Genomic DNA, 16206 nt, shown 5'->3' on the forward strand with positions numbered 1-16206 from the left:
TGCACTTTATTCTCGATCGCGCGCTCAAAACCCAGGCTACCTCAAGTGCGATCGATATATTCAGCAAGCCCTAAATAGTCTCATCCCTATTTAAAATGACTATATAGGAATCGCGCCCGACGATTAGGACGCTCTTAATTGCACTTTCCCCATGCAGTCGATTGCAATTTCATGCAGGACTTCTTCCTTCTTCCTTCTTCCTTCAATATCTCCTATAATTATGGGCTTGATTTTTGATTGTAGTATTCAGAAGCCAGCCGTTTTTCAAACAACCACTGTTTGCTTTCAGGGGAATCATCCAGCCAGCGATCAATCAATTCCGCCCATTTGACAGGCAGACGCAACTCATGCCAGGTTGAGTGAGAAGCGACAGAAAGATTGTGGTAAAGCGCTGAATCCGAAATAACTTTTTCGATACATTCTGCTAAAGCCTGAGAGTTCCCCGCTTGAAAAATCATCGAATTAATACCGTGCTTTAGGTGGGTTTTAAACATCGGGTGATCCGAAGCTACTATCGGTGTTCTAGTGCGTAAAGCGTGCTGAATTGTCAGGGGAAAACCTTCGGGATATTCGTGCCGACTAGTAACTAAAACGAGAGCGGCTTCTCTCATTAAAGGTTCTAAAGTCTGAGTTGGCACTATTCCCAGAAATTCTACATAATCTTGAATTTGCAACTGTTCGACTCGCTCGGCAAAAAACTCATCTTCACCTCTACCTGCCATTTTTAAGTAAACGGATATATTTCGTTCTCTTAACTTTGCTACGGCTCTCAATATATCGCCCACTCCCTTACTTTGTACTAACGAACCCGCGTAAAAAAGTTGAATTTTTTTGATATCCGCAGGGATTGTTTTCGGCGACAAAGAGCCGGGATTGGTCTCTACAAGAAAGTCCCAGGGAATTATTTTATCAGCTTTTACTCCAATTTCTTTGAACAATAAAGATGAAGTAATGCCGTAAGTTCCAACCCATTCTATTTGCTTGTTATTCAACAATTGGGATAGGAAATAGTTGCGGGTTTTATTGCGCCAAGTTTTTGTAGCAATAGATTCGGCAAATACAGCGATGGTTCTAATTTTGTTTTTAATTGCCCAATTAAAAACGGCTGGAATAGTCGTCCGCATGATTAAATGAGTGGGATTTTGCTGGGCAATTAACTCGTTCAATTTTTGGGGATCAATGTGGTAATTAAACCCGCAACCGATCGCCCGCACGCCGTTCTCTAGAACTCGATCGTCAAATTTTGGTGTCATGCAGCAAATAACCGTTACTGACTCCGCTCGTTTTGCCATCTCGGTAACGGCATCAACACAATATTTTTGAGCGTAGTAGTTTTCCTCTCCCCCTTTGGCTAAATGCTGAAAGACTTCTGCGTAATCGCCGGCATACTGAACTATGACTAAGCGCATTTTTCTAAACTCTGGTTGTACAGTATTTAATAGGACTTACGGTGCAAAAGATGTGCAAGCAGCTTGATTAGGACGGTTTGATGTACCGCCACGACTGCACTATTAATTTTATTTTGCTTTAGCCTTATTATAAAGAGTTTCGGCAACAGTCACGTCAATAGATAGCGGCAGCCGCCGCTTTGTATGGGGGGTTTCCGGCTAATTTTTTCTTTATTTTTGTGAGAGTTTATGGCAAGTAGGATACGGGAATTAATCCCAACTAAGTAACCAGAAATACTGTCTCCTGCAATTTGATGTCCGAATTTGCGATCGGCACTCACATATCATATTGGAGGGGATGCCAGCAGAATTGGCCTGTAAAATTCACAAACCGTGACAATATTTCGTTTTAGGGTACTCAATAAGCCAAAGTTTCTAAAGTTTCCCGCAGATACGAACGAACCTGCTGATCGATGGTGGCATTTTGCTGCTGACGCTCAAAATTGAGTTCTAGCTGCCAGCGTTGAAATCCTGAACTTGCGCCGATCGCGGATTTGAGACTGCCCCAGATTTCAGAATCTTCGCACAGCTCGATCGGCTCTGCGGCTTGAGGTTCTTCTGTGATCGGTAGATAATTCGCCATATTGTTATACCTCTGTTTTAATCCCCTCTAAGGATTTAAAGCTGACCTTGACACTCTCTATTATAGATTCTTCTCTCCAGATAGCCAATATAAAATATCCACAACCTGCCATTAAAAATTAAATATTAAGACTATTAATAATCTCTATCTAAAGAGGGGTCTTACCTATTTTTTTCACAGCATACATCTGTACAAATTAAAGTAGCTTAAACTACAATTGTCCCCCTCTTAATTTTTTATTTCACTTTTTTTCGCTCGACTCTTCGGGTAGAGATGTAACGCTGTTGGTGTCAGCAGGTTTTGGGTTGACAATACTGCCGACTGACAAATTCCCTATGCCGGAGGCTGGCCCAATTGACTCTACGGGTGCAGCCACAGTGGCAGTTGTCTCGGCTGCAAAAGCCGGCAAAAGTCGATCGACTTGCCAAGGCGCGATCGTAAAATCCTGCCAAATTTTTTCTAAAACATGAGGCTTTGTCGCTGCCAATTTTGATTCCGGCGTCAGCAAAACCGCCATCACACTAGCAGACACCTGCAAAAACAAATTGCTAGCTAAAAAAGCAGAAGCTGCCAACAACAATCCCGCCCACCGCCAGGAAGGAGGAAAGGGAGCCACCGAAGCTGCCAGAGGAGCCAATCGGTAGAGTTGCCACAAAATTACTGCCAGCAAAACAGCGACAAAAAGAGTGATTCCTTGATTTAACTTAGTTTTAAACCGAGCCAGAATCTGCTGCTGCACAGAAGTTAAATTTTGCGGTTTTAGCGCCACAACTAAAATACTAAAAATGTAAAAAGGGCGGAACCACTGCATCCACAACACAGGAACAATACCTGCTACAGCTACTAAAAATATTTCTAACCAGACAGGGAGTAGGGGAGAACCCACTGCGAGTCCCAGCAAGCACAGTCCCAGGAATATCGGCAGTGTAGCAGCCCCAGAAAGGTGAATCCACAAAAAAGTATCTGACCAAAAAGAACGCACTTTAAATAATTATGAGTTATGAGTTATGAGTTATGAGTTTTGAATTTTGATAGTCGGGGACGCACTCTTGACCCAGCAACCCGGTGCGAAGAGTACATTTCTAGCGGTCAAACCGAGAATTTTGGGATGGAAATCGGTTTCTTTGCGTAAGTCTTATTTTAGTTTTAAATTTGGAATTTTCAGCAACAGCCAAGACGATTAGGACGTTGTTAATTGTTAACATTTTTGCTTTTATTGCTTCTTGATTCTTTCCTCTATCACTACAACCTTCTTCCTTCTGCTATAAGTTAAAAACAAAAGTTGCGAGTCAGGAGTTGGGGAGTATTGAGTGAAGAGAAGAGTTGCGAGCGATCGGCAATTTGGTTGCGATCACTCAAAAATACTCTTCCCACTCAACACTCACAACTCAAAACTATTGAGAGAGAGTCCGGCGCTTAGTAACCATCCGGTAGGCTTCAATAATATCGCCATCCGCCCAGTCGCTAAACCCGCTCAAGGAAATGCCGCATTCAAAGCCAGAATTGACTTCTTTGGCATCTTCCTTCATCCGTTTGAGGGAGTCAAGGACACCTTCGTAAACGACATTGTTGCCCCGGCGCACCCGCACCTTACAGTTACGGATGACTTTGCCAGAGAGTACCATACATCCAGCCACAGCCCCGCGACCGATCGCAAAGACAGCGCGGACTTCGACTTGACCCAAAGGTTCTTCCACCAATTCGGGCTCCAGCAGGCCTTCCATCGCCCCTTGAATGTCATCCAAGAGGTTGTAGATGATGCTGTATTCCCGCACGTCTACGCCTGCTTGGTCAGCCGCGAGACGAGCGTCGGTGGCGAGAGTAGTATTGAACCCGATAATTACAGCATTACTGGCTGCTGCGAGGTCAATATCCGTTTCTGTAATTTCCCCAGGAGCAGATAGCAGCAGTCGGAGTTGAACTTCTTTTTGAGGAAGTTGAGTCAGAGCGCCGACAATTGCTTCGAGGGAGCCTTGGACATCTGCCTTCAAGATCAAGTTGAGTTCCTTGAGAACGCCTTCCTTAGCTTGTTGAGAGAAGCCACTGAGGCTGATCCGGCCGCCTTGCAGCAGGCGGGAATCTCGTTGAGAGGTAGCTCTTCCAGAGGCGATCGCCGCAGCTTCTTTTTCGTTTGCGAAGACATCAAACTCGTCTCCGGCGCGAGGAACTTCCCGCAGCCCCAGCACTTCCACCGCAAACGATGGAGTTGCGTGCTCTACGCGATCGCCCCGGTCATCGATCATTGCGCGCACCTTGCCGAGAGCCGAGCCTGCGACCACAATATCGCCCACTCGCAGAGTGCCGTTCTGCACCAGCAGAGTTGCCACAGGCCCCCTTGCCTTATCGAGGTGAGCTTCAATCACAGTACCCTTAGCCGGTCGGTTCGGGTTGGCGTTGAGGTCTTCCATTTCCGCCACTGTCAGAATCATTTCCAACAGCGTATCCAGGTTTTCGCCTCGGATCGCGCTGACTTGCACCATCGTGACATCGCCGCCCCAGTCATCTGCGACCAAGCCGTACTCAGTAAGCTCTTGCTTCACCCGTTCCGGCTGAGCGCCCTCCTTGTCAACTTTATTGATAGCCACGACAATTGGCACTTTCGCCGCTTTCGCGTGGCTGATCGCTTCAATTGTCTGGGGTCGCACGCCGTCGTCGGCTGCCACCACCAAGATGGCGATGTCCGTAACCCGCGTTCCCCGAGCCCGCATCGCTGTAAAGGCTTCGTGGCCGGGCGTATCCAAAAATACGACCTGCTGGCTCTTACCTTCGTGTTCCACATCTACGTGGTAAGCACCGATGTGCTGAGTAATCCCCCCTGCTTCTCCCTGAGCCACCTTTGTTTTGCGGATCGAGTCGAGCAACGTAGTTTTGCCGTGATCCACGTGACCCATAATCGTTACCACTGGCGGACGGCGCTGGAGGTATTCCATATCGGTGGCGTCCAGCATCTCGATCAGTTTTTCCGCTGGGGCTACTTTTTCTGGAGTTTCTACCTCTACACCCATTTCTTCGGCTACCATCCTCACCGCTGGAATGTCCAGGGTTTCGGTAATATTTACCGCAATTCCTTTAGAGAAAAGCCGCTTAATAATTTCGGTTTCGGGAACAGCCAGAGTAACTGCTAGTTCTTGAACGGTCATCGGTCTGCTCAGCAGCAGCTTTTCTGGACGTTCTACCTTAGCTTCGGCTGTTTTGCCCCGGTTGCCGCGTCCCCCACTCGAACCAGAAGAAGAACTTTTATCGTGAGAAGGGCCCGGTCTCTTATTTTTGCCACTGCTTCCGGGTGCGCCCGGAGTTGGTGTTGACTTGGGTGCTGCTTGTGACTTCGCTTTAGCTGGACGGGCTAGGGACAGGCTGACGGTGACTGGTGCTGGCATATCCAAGCCGTTTTCTAAGTCGTCGTCATCCTCATCTATTGGTTTGAGGCGAGAACGTTTTGCCTTAACTGCCTTGGCAGCTTTAGCAGCATCTGAGTTTTCGTCATCATCTTCTTCCCAAATGACCGATGTCTTTTTGGCAGGACGAGGGAGGGATGGCCTTTCGAGGAGAGTAATCCCCAGCAACGGCGTATTATCTTCTTCGTTGTCATCAGTGTCATCCCCTGCGGCTCCGGTATCACCGCCCCGGCTACGCAGCCCGGTAGCTGACGTTGCGGGGGCAAGGCTCCGGCGCGGTCCCCCCTGCTGGGGTCGATCGGCAAGTTGAGTTTTGACTGGGCCACCAGCGCCTTCCCGGCGCGGTCTTTGTGCGTCGCGAGATTCGGTACCTCCCGGTGCAGGTCTGCTGGGGCGACTCGGTTTAGTCGGCGCTTCCAGAGTTTCTGACTGTTCTGATTGCTCTTGCTCGGTTTTTGCAAGTTTGAGTACCGGCTTGTTCCCCAGATTTTGTGGGCTGCGGCTACCCGACTCCGACGCCCCTCTGACTGGCGGCGACGTGAGTTTTGCCGAAGGCGCGGGAGGGGCGATCGGCGGTTGCTGGGTGCGTTCTGGAGCCTTTTCCGACGGCGGTTGAGCTACCGCAGGTGCCTGCGCCTGGGCGGTGGTTTCCGGGGCGATCGCACCTACAGTTTCCGACACTATTTCTGACGGAGCCGCCGAGACAGCTACATTTGGCTTCGACAGTACAGGTCGATTGATATTCGGTTTAGCTGGAGGCTGGAGTTGTTGAGCTGCAGGCGACTTGGGAGGAGTTGCCACGGTTGCCGCAGGCTGGTTTTTGTTCTCCTCGTTGCCTGCAGGCTGGGAGGAAGCACCAGCCGGCCGTACTTTTGGACTGCGTATTTCTAAAATTTGCTGCTTTTTTTGTTGGTCGTTAGGGTGAGGGCCAGATTCTCTAGATGGCGCTGCTGCTCTTTCGGGTGGAGCTGGCTTGCCGGGGGAAGAGTGGCTACTGGCTACGTATTTTTCCGCCGTTTTGCGAATGCGCTCTGCTTCTGATTCTGTAATTGTGCTGCTGTGGCTCTTGACTGAAATATTGAGCCGCTCGCATACTGCCAAGATGTCTTTATTATCCAAATTTAGTTCCCGTGATAATTCGTAAATTCTTACTTTGCCGTTGTTCATCCACTCTGCCCTCTTTTGTGCCAACCAGTTTTTACATTGTGATTTTTTGTTCTAATGACGACATCATTCGCTGTGATTGATTCAGTGTCAGGAATCGGGGTTTTGGTACTCGCTCAGCAATTTTATCTAAAAGATGCAACTCGCTGAAGTCTGCGGTTGAAGAATTCTCAAGTCTGTTTGGGAACTTGGAACTCCGAAGTCTGAGTTTTGGCAAAACCCACTCTCTCAAGCTTCAAAGTTTGCCTTTCCACCTTGAGGATACCTCTGCTAGTACCCTACCCTTATCTAATCTGACACAAATCTTTCCAGACTGGTGGGCAGATCGGATTGGGGTTTTATAGCTGGCGCTACCGGTAATTACTGGTAGGGCTGCCAAGAGGGTTTATACAGTCGATACCGAACTACTGTCGGTTTTTCGTCCGGCTATGCCAGAGTAAGATGTACAGTCAGATGTGGCTAAACGCTGCCAAAGTGTTTGGTACAGTTCGTCAGACACAGGCGCTTTGAGCGATCGCCCAAGCCGATTTTTTTTCTGAGCTGCTTTGAGGCATTCTGCTTCCCGACAAAGGTAAGCAGAACGGCCCATGCCACGATCTAATTGTACCTGATGAGAAGGATAGAGCCTGACTACTCGCCAAAAAGCTTCCTTAGGAGCTATTTTTCGACAACTTGCACAGCACCGGTAGTTCGGTTTCATTTCTTGTGAGAGGGGGAGAGGGGGAGTATGGGAGAAGTCCTCCTTGTCTGCCGAAGAGAGAAAATATTGTAAATGTCACAGTTTTTAGACTGCGGCTTCGGTTTCCTCCGTGGCGGCGGCCTCCTCTTCCTCAAATTCTGCGGTTTCCTCGTCGCCGTCGTAGTCGCCCGCTTCGTCTGCGTCGTAGTCGCCTGCTAGTTCTTCGAGCCTAGTTGCTTCTGCTGCCAATTTGCTGTCTTCGGCCGCGCGATCGTACTTAGCAATATCTTTGATATCGATTTTCCAACCTGTTAGGCGAGCTGCGAGGCGGACGTTCTGACCTTCTTTGCCAATAGCAAGACTCAGTTGGTCTTCAGCGACCAAAATGTGAGCTCTCCTGCCTTCTGGAGCAACTAAACGCACTTCATCTACTCTAGCGGGACTCAGAGCGTTAGCAATATAAGTTGCGGGGTCTGGAGACCAGCGGATCACGTCTATTTTTTCGCCGCGCAATTCGTTGACTACTACCTGAATCCGCGATCCCCGCGCTCCGATGCAGGCTCCTACCGGGTCTACGTCGCGATCGAGAGTATCAACTGCTATTTTAGTCCGAGGGCCGACGTGCCGGGAGGGCGGATTTGCCTCCCTGGCTACGGCGACAATCCTCACCACCCCGTCTTCTATTTCTGGTACTTCGTTAGCAAACAGGTAAACCACCAAACCTGCGTCGGCTCTAGAAACAAGTAACTGCGGCCCTCTAGTAGAGCCTTCGCCTACTTTTTTGAGATAAACCTTGAATGTAGCGTTGGCCCGGTAATTGTCATTGGGCAACTGTTCGCGCTTGGGGAGTTCAGCATCTACTTCCGGCTGACCGAAGCTGCTGGTAACTGCCAAAATTACCGACTGCCTCTCAAACCTGAGCACTCTTGCTTGAAGAACGGTTTCTTCTAAATCTTTAAACTCTTCTTGAATCATTTTGCGCTGTTGGTCGCGCAGTTTTTGAGCGAGAACTTGTTTGGTCTGGATGGCAGCCATGCGACCAAATTCTTTTTGATTTGGTGTTACGTCTACGAGCACGATGCTCCCAGGCTGAGCTTCCGTCGCTACTTCTTGCACTTCGGAAAGTGATATTTCATGATCGGGATTGGCGACTTCTTCGACAATAGTTTTGTTGGCTAAAACGCGGAAACCTTCTTGTTCGGCGTCGAGTTCTACATCAAAGTTGTCGAAGTATTCTTCGCTGAAGTGATCGAGTTTTTGGGTACGGCGGTAGCGTTCGTATCCTTTGAGCAGGGCTTCTCGCAAGGCTGCTTGGACGGCGTGTTTGGGTAAATTGCGTTCTTTGCTAATACCTTCGACCATTTCTTTTAGTCCGGGCAGGGGAACCATTGACATATAAAACACTCCTTTTTTGCTGTGGTAATAAGTAACTGGTAATCGGTAATTGGGACTTGGAAACTTTCAAGAAAAAGTGATGACACAGGAGTGATGAGTTACTGAATAGGATTAGGGGAACTGGGTGCTGTAACAATTTATTTGTTGTTCCTATTCAACCCGCTGCTACAGATGTGATTGTTAAAAAGTAACTCGCAGCGAAGCGTTTTCAGCTTGCTGCGAGGCAATCTCAAAACTCAAATCGGGCGGGCACAGGGGCACCCCCCCTACAACTCAAAACTCAAAATTTCCCTTTACATCTCCTTTCCTTCGTCTAGTTCAACTTTGACAATCTGAGGGCGGGGAATTTTAACCTGTCGCCCTTTTTGATTGAGATAAACCGCTGTTTCATCCCGGGACAGGAGTAGTCCTTTCCACTCTTTTACACGCGAGTCCGGTTCGGTGGCTTTGACTGTCACGGGGAAGCCTTTAAAGGTAATGAATTCTCGATCGCTGCTGAGCAATCGGGATATTCCGGGACTGGAAATCTCTAGCACGTAGGCATCGGGTATGATGTCGGCTGCCTCTAACTCGGCATCGAGGGCTGTACTCATGCGCTCGCAGTCGCCTAAACCGGTGTCTTGTTGGAGGTTGCGGATGTCTACCCGCAAGACGGGAGGATTTTGGTTGGTGTGAAACACTGCTCCCACTACTTCCAATCCCAGTGTTTCCGCAACGGGGGTAGCTAAGTCAATGATTTGTGGGATTAGGGGATGAGTCATATCGAATACTTAAGTTAAAACTCCTAAACTCGGACAGGGGCAAGGAAAAATTTGGTGTTGAGATTGCTTGGCTTTGAGGTGCTTTGATTAGGTGGCTGCGACTTTCGTCTTCAACTTTGGGACTTACCCAACTTCCCAGCAGGGGATCTCAAGCGGGGGGGTACCCCTACTAAATCAGTCCTCAACTTGCAAGTCAGACGCCCTGAGCTCTTTTCCTGCGACTAATGCAACAAAAAAAGTGGGCTTGACCCACTCCTAGGTAAAACAATTTCTTCCAAGAAGTTTGAGGACTTCTTCTGATCGAAGGGAGGCCTCAGTTCTCAGTTTAGCTCGATCGCCCGCCCGGTGACAAACCGATCGCCATCGGCGGACTGTCCGAGGGCAGAAGGGGATAGCTGACAGGGGGAATAAGGACGACTTGATCACCGTTGTGGAGTGGGGTGGGGCGAGGGCAAATTCCTGGTTGATACCGAAGCAGGTGCGATCGATCCTAGAACAGGGGGGGAGTGGCACTCAGGCGTTCTAGGACTTGCGATACGGGAGTTTCTTTGGGAAATTCTAATTTCAGTTCGGACAAGCTCTCTGCTTCTTGATAGGCGGTGAAGAGCTTGACAGTGATGGTGATTGGTAGATTAGACCTCTTGCAAAAATAACTAGGACGGGCAAGATGCCCATCCCACAAAAAACATTTTTTCTTGTGGAACGGGCATCTTGCCCGTTCCAAAATTTGATTAAAAGGACTTTTGCAAGAGGTCTATTATACCATTCTTTTAAAGATGTGATAGACTTGTGTAAAAAGTAAAGGCGAGAATTACAATGTCTGGTCGTCCTCATATAAAAATTACAGAATCTGTAGAAGATTTACGAGAAATCCTCAAGCAACAAAAAAGAATACTAGCTTACAATAAAGTTCAAATGCTTTATTTGTTTCAGTCAAAACAAGTAGAAACTGTTCGGGAAGTATCCACAGTTTTAGGTAAAAGTGAGGCAACGCTTCATCGCTGGCTCTCCCAATATAGAAAGGGCGGTCTGAAAAATTTGTTAAAAAATAGGCAGGTTTTCGGTCGCCCAAAAAAGTTCTCAGTTGAAGTAGCAGCTTCATTGCAACAAGAGTTGCGAGACCCCGAAGGGTTTCAGAGTTATAAAGAAGTTCATCTCTGGCTCTGGTTGATTAAAGGAATGGCCAGTAGTTACCCGGCTGTATATTCTTTAGTAAGAGGTGAATTAAAAAGTAAATTAAAAATTCCTCGACCTCGCAGTATTTCTCAGAAATCTACGGCAATTAATGAATTTAAAAATAACTTGCATCAACAGATAAAAGCTTTACTACAGAAAGCTTTACATCAAGTAAACAAATATCAAAAAGTCACTTATTGGTGTAGTGATGAAACTCGCCTAGGGCTGCATACCATTCGTCGGCGCAAGCTGACGCTTTCAGGCGTAAAGCCCATGGGGAAGCATCAATGGAAATTTGAGTGTTTTTGGCTGTATGGGGCAGTATCGATCCCTACTGGAAAAAGTTTTTTTTGGGAGTTTTCGCATTTATACAAAGTTTGTTTTGAAGCATATTTACAACTTTTGTCCATCCAATATCCTCCTGAATTACACATCATTCAAGTTGATAACGCACCCGCTCATAATTTAAGCTCATCTGAATTACCAGACAATATCATTTTACTATTTCAGCCTCCGGCTTGTCCTGAAGTAAATCCCACAGAAAGAGTGTGGGAATATCTCAAAGGTTTTTTAGCTTGGTCGGTGTTTAGTAATCTTGACGAACTCCGCACAAAAGTCCAGGAAATTTTGGCATCTTTCACCGATCGCCTCATTGGTTTTCTCACCGGATGGTCTTGGATTTTACATTCCTTATCTCTATCACATCTTTAAAAAAATGGTATTAGACATGGGCGATCGCCAAATTAACGGTATATTGACAAAACAGCCAAACTAAGATTCACCATAAAAATCCCCCTTACTAATGCTGAATAGGAAGCTCAATTACAAACTCTACCCCCCATTCGGGCGAGGAAATGCAGGTCAGCGTACCACCATGTTTTGCTTCTACAATCTCACGGCTTATAGACAAGCCTAAACCTGTCCCTTTACCCACTGATTTTGTAGTAAACATCGGCGTAAATAAATGCTGCATTATCTCCGGCGTTATCCCAAGCCCATTGTCAGCAATCCGAATCACCACTCTGTCATCCTGAAGCATTTCAGTGCAGATCCGAATCTGTGGATTGTCATTGCTGTGTTGCTTTTCTCCGCACAGCGGACAACTGATCGTAGACTCTTCTAAAGCATCAATTGCATTCGCTAATACATTCATAAACACCTGATTCAGTTGCCCCGGATAACACTCAACTAGGGGCAATTCGCCATACTCTTTAATCACTGCAATTCCTGGGAAACTTCCTTTAGATTTCAGCCGATGCCCTAAAATTAATAACGAACTATCTAACCCATCATGAATATTCACTGGTGTGACTGCCGATGTATCCAAACGAGAAAAATTACGCAGTGACATAGAAAGATTATAAAGTCGATCTGTTCCTACCGCCATTGAATCAAGAATTTTTGGCAAATCTTCAACGATAAACTCTAACTCAATCTCCTGGGACTTATCCTCAAATTCTGATGTTGAAGTAACGTTGTGCTGGCAAAGCCGAGTCATCCCGATCAAATCGGCAATATATTCTTTGGCAATAGGAATATTATTGGATATAAAACTAACTGGATTGTTAATTTCGTGAGCCACCCCAGCTACAAGTTGACCAAGGCAAGCCATCTTTTCACTTTGAACGATTTGCACTTGAGCTTTTTTAAGATTATCCAAAGCTTGAGAAAGTTCAGCGGTTCGTTCTTCCACCCGTTTTTCTAACTCCTGCGCGAGCTGATGTAACGCTGCTTCTGCTGCGAGCCTGTCTTCAATTTCCCGTTTGAGAACCAGATTTTTATCTGCAAGAATTTTAGTCAAAAAACGCAATTTTAAATGGAGGTTGACGCGAGCTAACACCTCCTTTTGTTCAAAGGGCTTAGTAATGTAATCCACAGCCCCTATATTAAAGCCTTTGACCTTATCTCCTATGTCAGAAAGAGCAGTCATAAAAATTACCGAAATTTCGTTTGTCAACGGACTTTCCTTCAGCCGATGACAGGTTTCAAACCCGTCAATTCCTGGCATCATCACATCTAACAGAATCAAATCAGGTTGACTATATTCAGCCTGTTCGATGGCAGTTTCGCCATCAATAGCTACCAATATTTCCCATCCTGAACCAGCTAAAGCTTCAGAAAGCACGTCCAGATTGCTAGGGTTGTCATCGACGATTAAGATGCTACTTGTTTCCATATTTGCTGCCTTCATTCTTTTTCTATCCTGTAGGATGTAATAAACTCTTTGATTTTTTTGACCTGATAGCCTTGGGCTAACTGGCGCAGCTCAACAGCAAAGCACACAAATTTTTTATCCAATTTCTCTAGGTGCTCACTGCGCTTCACAATTCCTTTCAGGTTGCCTCTCATCGCCAGTTCAAATAGGAGTTCCATTTCGGCTGGTGGGGGAGCCATGCAAGAGGTCGATTTAGAAAGTGAGAGAGGAGTAGAGGAAAGGGGAATTGTGCTGCTTTGTTCCTTCTTTCTCTCGTCATATATCCATTCAAGTTTTAAATATTTTTGCAACATTTCAAATAGCTCTTCTGCCTGCACTGGCTTACCGAGAAAATCGTTTGCTCCCCCCTCCAAACTTTTATGTTGATCGGTAGCAAAGACACTGGCAGATGAAGCAATAACTGCTACGTCTTTATAGTGTGGCAAATTTCGGATACGGCGCATCATCTCAAAGCCATCTAACACTGGCATGACCAAGTCAGTGATAATCAAATCGAACTGAAACTCTTCTACTTTTTCTAAACCTTCTTGACCGTTTTTAGCTTCGGTTACTTCAAATCCGAGGGGTTCCAGCAGATTGACAATGACTGAGAGATTTTCCCATTTGTCATCCACAACCAAAACTTTCTGCTTTCTACCTTGGTAGGCAACCAGCTTTCTTTGCTTGGCAACCGTGGCTGTATTTGCCCAGTCTACTGCTTCCGGTAAATCCAAATCTAGCCAAAAAACACTGCCGACTCCTGACTGACTTTTTACTTGAATTGTACTACCCATCATTTCGACAATTTTCTGGCTAATTGTTAAACCGAGCCCGGTTCCTTCCGCCTGACGCTTGCTGTCTCCTACCTGTTCAAAAGGTAAAAATATTTTTTTTAATTGTTCGGGTGTCATACCAAAGCCAGTATCTTCTATTTGAAACCGAATTTTGTGAATTGGTGAGGCTGGCTTTTGCTGATTGGTTTGTACCTTTTCACCGATTCTCTTTTCCAGATGTTCTATCTTAAAAGTCACTCGTCCTGAGTCTGTAAACTTAATTGCATTGCTCAGTAAGTTAATTAGTACCTGTCGCAAGCGTTTCTCGTCAGCGTAGATGCCAGCAGGAATTTCCAAACTGGGTTGATAAACAAAAGCAATTCTTTTTTGTTCGGCTCGGATGCGGCAGATTTCCGCGACTCCCTGCAAAAAAGAAGGAAAATGGAAATCTTTCGCGTACAGTTCCAATTTCTGAGCTTCAATTTTAGCGAGGTCTAAGATGTCATTAATCAGGGTTAGCAAGTGGGAACCGCACTGGTGAATAATACTGATGCCTTGCAGTTCCTTCGGAGCCATCGTTTTTGACCGTTCTAGGATTTGAGCGTATCCTAAAATTCCATTGAGTGGCGTTCTCAATTCGTGACTCATATTCGCTAAAAATTCACTTTTAGCTTGGTTGGCAGTATCAGCGATTTGTTTGGCTTCCGTGAGTTCGGCGGTGCGTTCTTCTACTCTGATTTCTAGCTCGGAATTGGTCTTGGCTAGTGCCTCAAAGGATTCGCGCAACTGTTGTGCCATCAGGTTAAAAGACTGACCCAGAACTTCTAGTTCTTCTACGCCTTTTACCTGCACATTTTTCTCTAAGTCGCCACTGGCGATCGCCCTAGAAGCTTCGCTTAAACGGAGAATCGGGCTGGTAATCCAGCGTGCGGTTAAGATTCCCATAACGGTAGCCAGCGCCAAGGCTCCCAAACACAACAAAATAGTAGTCTGGGTATTGGCGTTAATTTGCTCCATGAAGTCAGCTTCGGGAACTGTGACTACAATCAACCAGTCCAAACCGCGAGGGTCTTTATAAGGAAGCGCTTGTAGAAATTGTCGTTTGCCATCGAGCCAGAAGTCAAGCTGTTCTCGCTGGGAAATTTGTTTTAGATCGCCAAATTGCTGTTGTAATTGCTTAGTAGCAGAGCTTAGTAAGGGATCTGTGCTGTTAACTGCATCAATGCGTTTAGCTTGCGCATTTTCAACTAAAAATGGCTGATGTAGGGTAGAACTGGCAACGATGAGTCCTGAGCGCTCGATGATAAAAGTTTGCCCTGAACGACCGATTTTTATATTTTTGAGAAAGTCACTAATTTGTGTTAAGAAAAAATGGTCAGCGAATACCCCAATGACTGCTCCGTTACTATCATTGAGAGCAACACTAGCAGGCAAAACCATTTCTGGGAAAGCGTGATAGGAAAATATTTCGCCCCACACTGGTTTGCCTGCTTTCACGGCAGCCACGTACCAGGGTCGTCCCTCTATCTTGAAGTCGGGCTTTTCCTGAATGAGCCTGATACGCTCTCCGTCTTTAGTAATATCATAAAATCGAACACTTCCCCCTGTAGCTTTGCCTGCCTCCATGCTTTGCAAGGTATCTTTTTTAGGTTTTAATGCCCCAATAAACGTATCATATTTTTGACTACCGAACATAATGGAACCTGCCGTCGGAAATAACTTTACCTGCTGCACAAAGTAGCGCTCTAGGCGTGGCAAGTTTTGAACGTCAATTTGACCTAGGCGGACAGCCTCAAGATTGATTTGATTGACTAGGTGGGGAGCCTCTAAATATTCGTTAAGCTTCTGATTTATGCGTTCGGAGACTTCACTGCGGAGTTGAGTCGCAACATTATTGACAGCTTTTTGTCCGTTGCGTAAGGATAGCCAGCCTGTCAGCCCGACGGCGACAAATATTTGCAGAACGAATGGGAATACTAAAATTAGGCGCAGGGACACCTTTTTTTTAAAACGGTTTGAGAGGAAAGTGGTTACAGAGGTCTGTGACATTGATTGGTGTTACTCCTGGGGTAACGAGTTGGCTGAAAAATCTCACTGGATTTAGTGAAATGAGGCTGAGGAAATATATATTGAAAAGCAATCTATAATAGTTAGTGTAAATTTTTAGAAAGAAATTTACTTGAACAACCATGGCTACTTACGTATTTTCCCTGAAAGCTTTATAATTATAGCTGACTGAAAATGCTGACGCGCCTTATTTTTTTATAGCAGTTGTAATTTTTTATCGCTTAGCAAAGCAGTTATAAATCATATCTAATAGATTATCTCGTATAGAGATATTTGTAGTAGTTTTTAACTTTACTTTACACAGTGGTACTAAAAAGTATAATTTGATCAAACTTAGGATAGCGAATTAAATAATTTACACAAGTTTGTGGGGTGTCCCGCCCGCCCGTCCAGAAAGGGCGGGCGGGACACCCCACAAGAACCCTCAAAATTGTAAGTTATTTAATTCTCATTCCTTACATATATATAGCAATCCTAAATCATTATCAAGACTCTGATACAATTATATGCAATACTTGATTGTGACAATAAAAAATGAATAACTTACAACTGCAACAAAAAGATAGAGAAA

At 45.9% G+C, this 16206-nt stretch carries 11 protein-coding genes; 1 reads left to right on the top strand and 10 read right to left on the bottom strand.

Annotated elements, in window-relative coordinates:
- Positions 1-218: 218 nt before the first annotated feature.
- The 8 genes from QUA40_RS23330 to QUA40_RS23365 all read right to left on the bottom strand — a co-directional run bounded on the left by QUA40_RS23330 (position 219) and on the right by QUA40_RS23365 (position 10107).
- Entirely contained in the window at positions 219-1409 is a 1191-nt protein-coding gene (locus QUA40_RS23330) for a glycosyltransferase family 4 protein (protein ID WP_333130278.1), read from the bottom strand.
- A gap of 397 nt (positions 1410-1806) precedes the next feature.
- Positions 1807-2031, bottom strand: a complete 225-nt coding sequence (locus tag QUA40_RS23335) for a hypothetical protein (protein ID WP_333130280.1) — start codon at positions 2029-2031, stop codon at positions 1807-1809.
- A gap of 241 nt (positions 2032-2272) precedes the next feature.
- Positions 2273-3013, bottom strand: a complete 741-nt coding sequence (locus QUA40_RS23340) for a low-complexity tail membrane protein (RefSeq protein WP_333130282.1) — start codon at positions 3011-3013, stop codon at positions 2273-2275.
- A gap of 412 nt (positions 3014-3425) precedes the next feature.
- Positions 3426-6593, bottom strand: a complete 3168-nt coding sequence (gene infB, locus QUA40_RS23345) for a translation initiation factor IF-2 (RefSeq protein WP_333130283.1) — start codon at positions 6591-6593, stop codon at positions 3426-3428.
- Between the two features lie 382 nt (positions 6594-6975).
- Positions 6976-7290: a YlxR family protein gene (locus QUA40_RS23350; RefSeq protein WP_333130285.1), complete on the bottom strand. Its 315-nt coding sequence runs from the start codon at positions 7288-7290 to the stop codon at positions 6976-6978.
- 84 nt (positions 7291-7374) lie between these two features.
- Complete coding sequence (gene nusA / locus QUA40_RS23355; RefSeq protein WP_333130287.1) at positions 7375-8664, bottom strand: transcription termination factor NusA; 1290 nt, start codon at positions 8662-8664, stop codon at positions 7375-7377.
- A gap of 293 nt (positions 8665-8957) precedes the next feature.
- Positions 8958-9425, bottom strand: a complete 468-nt coding sequence (rimP, locus tag QUA40_RS23360) for a ribosome maturation factor RimP (RefSeq protein ID WP_333130289.1) — start codon at positions 9423-9425, stop codon at positions 8958-8960.
- 490 nt (positions 9426-9915) lie between these two features.
- On the bottom strand, positions 9916-10107 hold the full coding sequence (locus QUA40_RS23365; RefSeq protein ID WP_333130291.1) for a thiamine S protein: 192 nt from the start codon (positions 10105-10107) through the stop codon (positions 9916-9918).
- 134 nt (positions 10108-10241) lie between these two features.
- On the opposite strand from QUA40_RS23365, the gene QUA40_RS23370 reads away from it, so the two are divergent.
- The gene (locus QUA40_RS23370) at positions 10242-11312 is read left to right on the top strand and encodes an IS630 family transposase (protein ID WP_333130293.1); all 1071 of its coding nucleotides are present in this window, start codon (positions 10242-10244) and stop codon (positions 11310-11312) included.
- A gap of 88 nt (positions 11313-11400) precedes the next feature.
- Here the strand turns inward: QUA40_RS23370 and QUA40_RS23375 are convergent, their stop codons facing one another.
- Positions 11401-12792, bottom strand: coding sequence for a response regulator (locus tag QUA40_RS23375; protein WP_333130295.1), 1392 nt, complete (start codon positions 12790-12792; stop codon positions 11401-11403).
- Positions 12789-15617: an ATP-binding protein gene (locus QUA40_RS23380; protein WP_333130297.1), complete on the bottom strand. Its 2829-nt coding sequence runs from the start codon at positions 15615-15617 to the stop codon at positions 12789-12791. Before QUA40_RS23380 ends, QUA40_RS23375 begins: the two co-directional genes overlap by 4 nt.
- Between the last annotated feature and the right edge of the window lie 589 nt (positions 15618-16206).

The sequence above is a fragment of the Microcoleus sp. Pol11C3 genome (assembly GCF_036701485.1).
Taxonomy (GTDB): Bacteria; Cyanobacteriota; Cyanobacteriia; order Cyanobacteriales; family Microcoleaceae; genus Microcoleus.

What these genes read in the sequence shown, in the direction of transcription:
- infB (WP_333130283.1), bottom strand. Translation starts at nt 6,593, where the DNA reads ATGAACAACGGCAAAGTAAGAATTTACGAATTATCACGGGAACTAAAT.
- rimP (WP_333130289.1), bottom strand. Translation starts at nt 9,425, where the DNA reads ATGACTCATCCCCTAATCCCACAAATCATTGACTTAGCTACCCCCGTT.
- QUA40_RS23330 (WP_333130278.1), bottom strand. Translation starts at nt 1,409, where the DNA reads ATGCGCTTAGTCATAGTTCAGTATGCCGGCGATTACGCAGAAGTCTTT.
- QUA40_RS23350 (WP_333130285.1), bottom strand. Translation starts at nt 7,290, where the DNA reads ATGAAACCGAACTACCGGTGCTGTGCAAGTTGTCGAAAAATAGCTCCT.
- QUA40_RS23370 (WP_333130293.1), top strand. Translation starts at nt 10,242, where the DNA reads ATGTCTGGTCGTCCTCATATAAAAATTACAGAATCTGTAGAAGATTTA.
- QUA40_RS23335 (WP_333130280.1), bottom strand. Translation starts at nt 2,031, where the DNA reads ATGGCGAATTATCTACCGATCACAGAAGAACCTCAAGCCGCAGAGCCG.
- QUA40_RS23380 (WP_333130297.1), bottom strand. Translation starts at nt 15,617, where the DNA reads ATGTCACAGACCTCTGTAACCACTTTCCTCTCAAACCGTTTTAAAAAA.
- QUA40_RS23375 (WP_333130295.1), bottom strand. Translation starts at nt 12,792, where the DNA reads ATGAAGGCAGCAAATATGGAAACAAGTAGCATCTTAATCGTCGATGAC.
- nusA (WP_333130287.1), bottom strand. Translation starts at nt 8,664, where the DNA reads ATGTCAATGGTTCCCCTGCCCGGACTAAAAGAAATGGTCGAAGGTATT.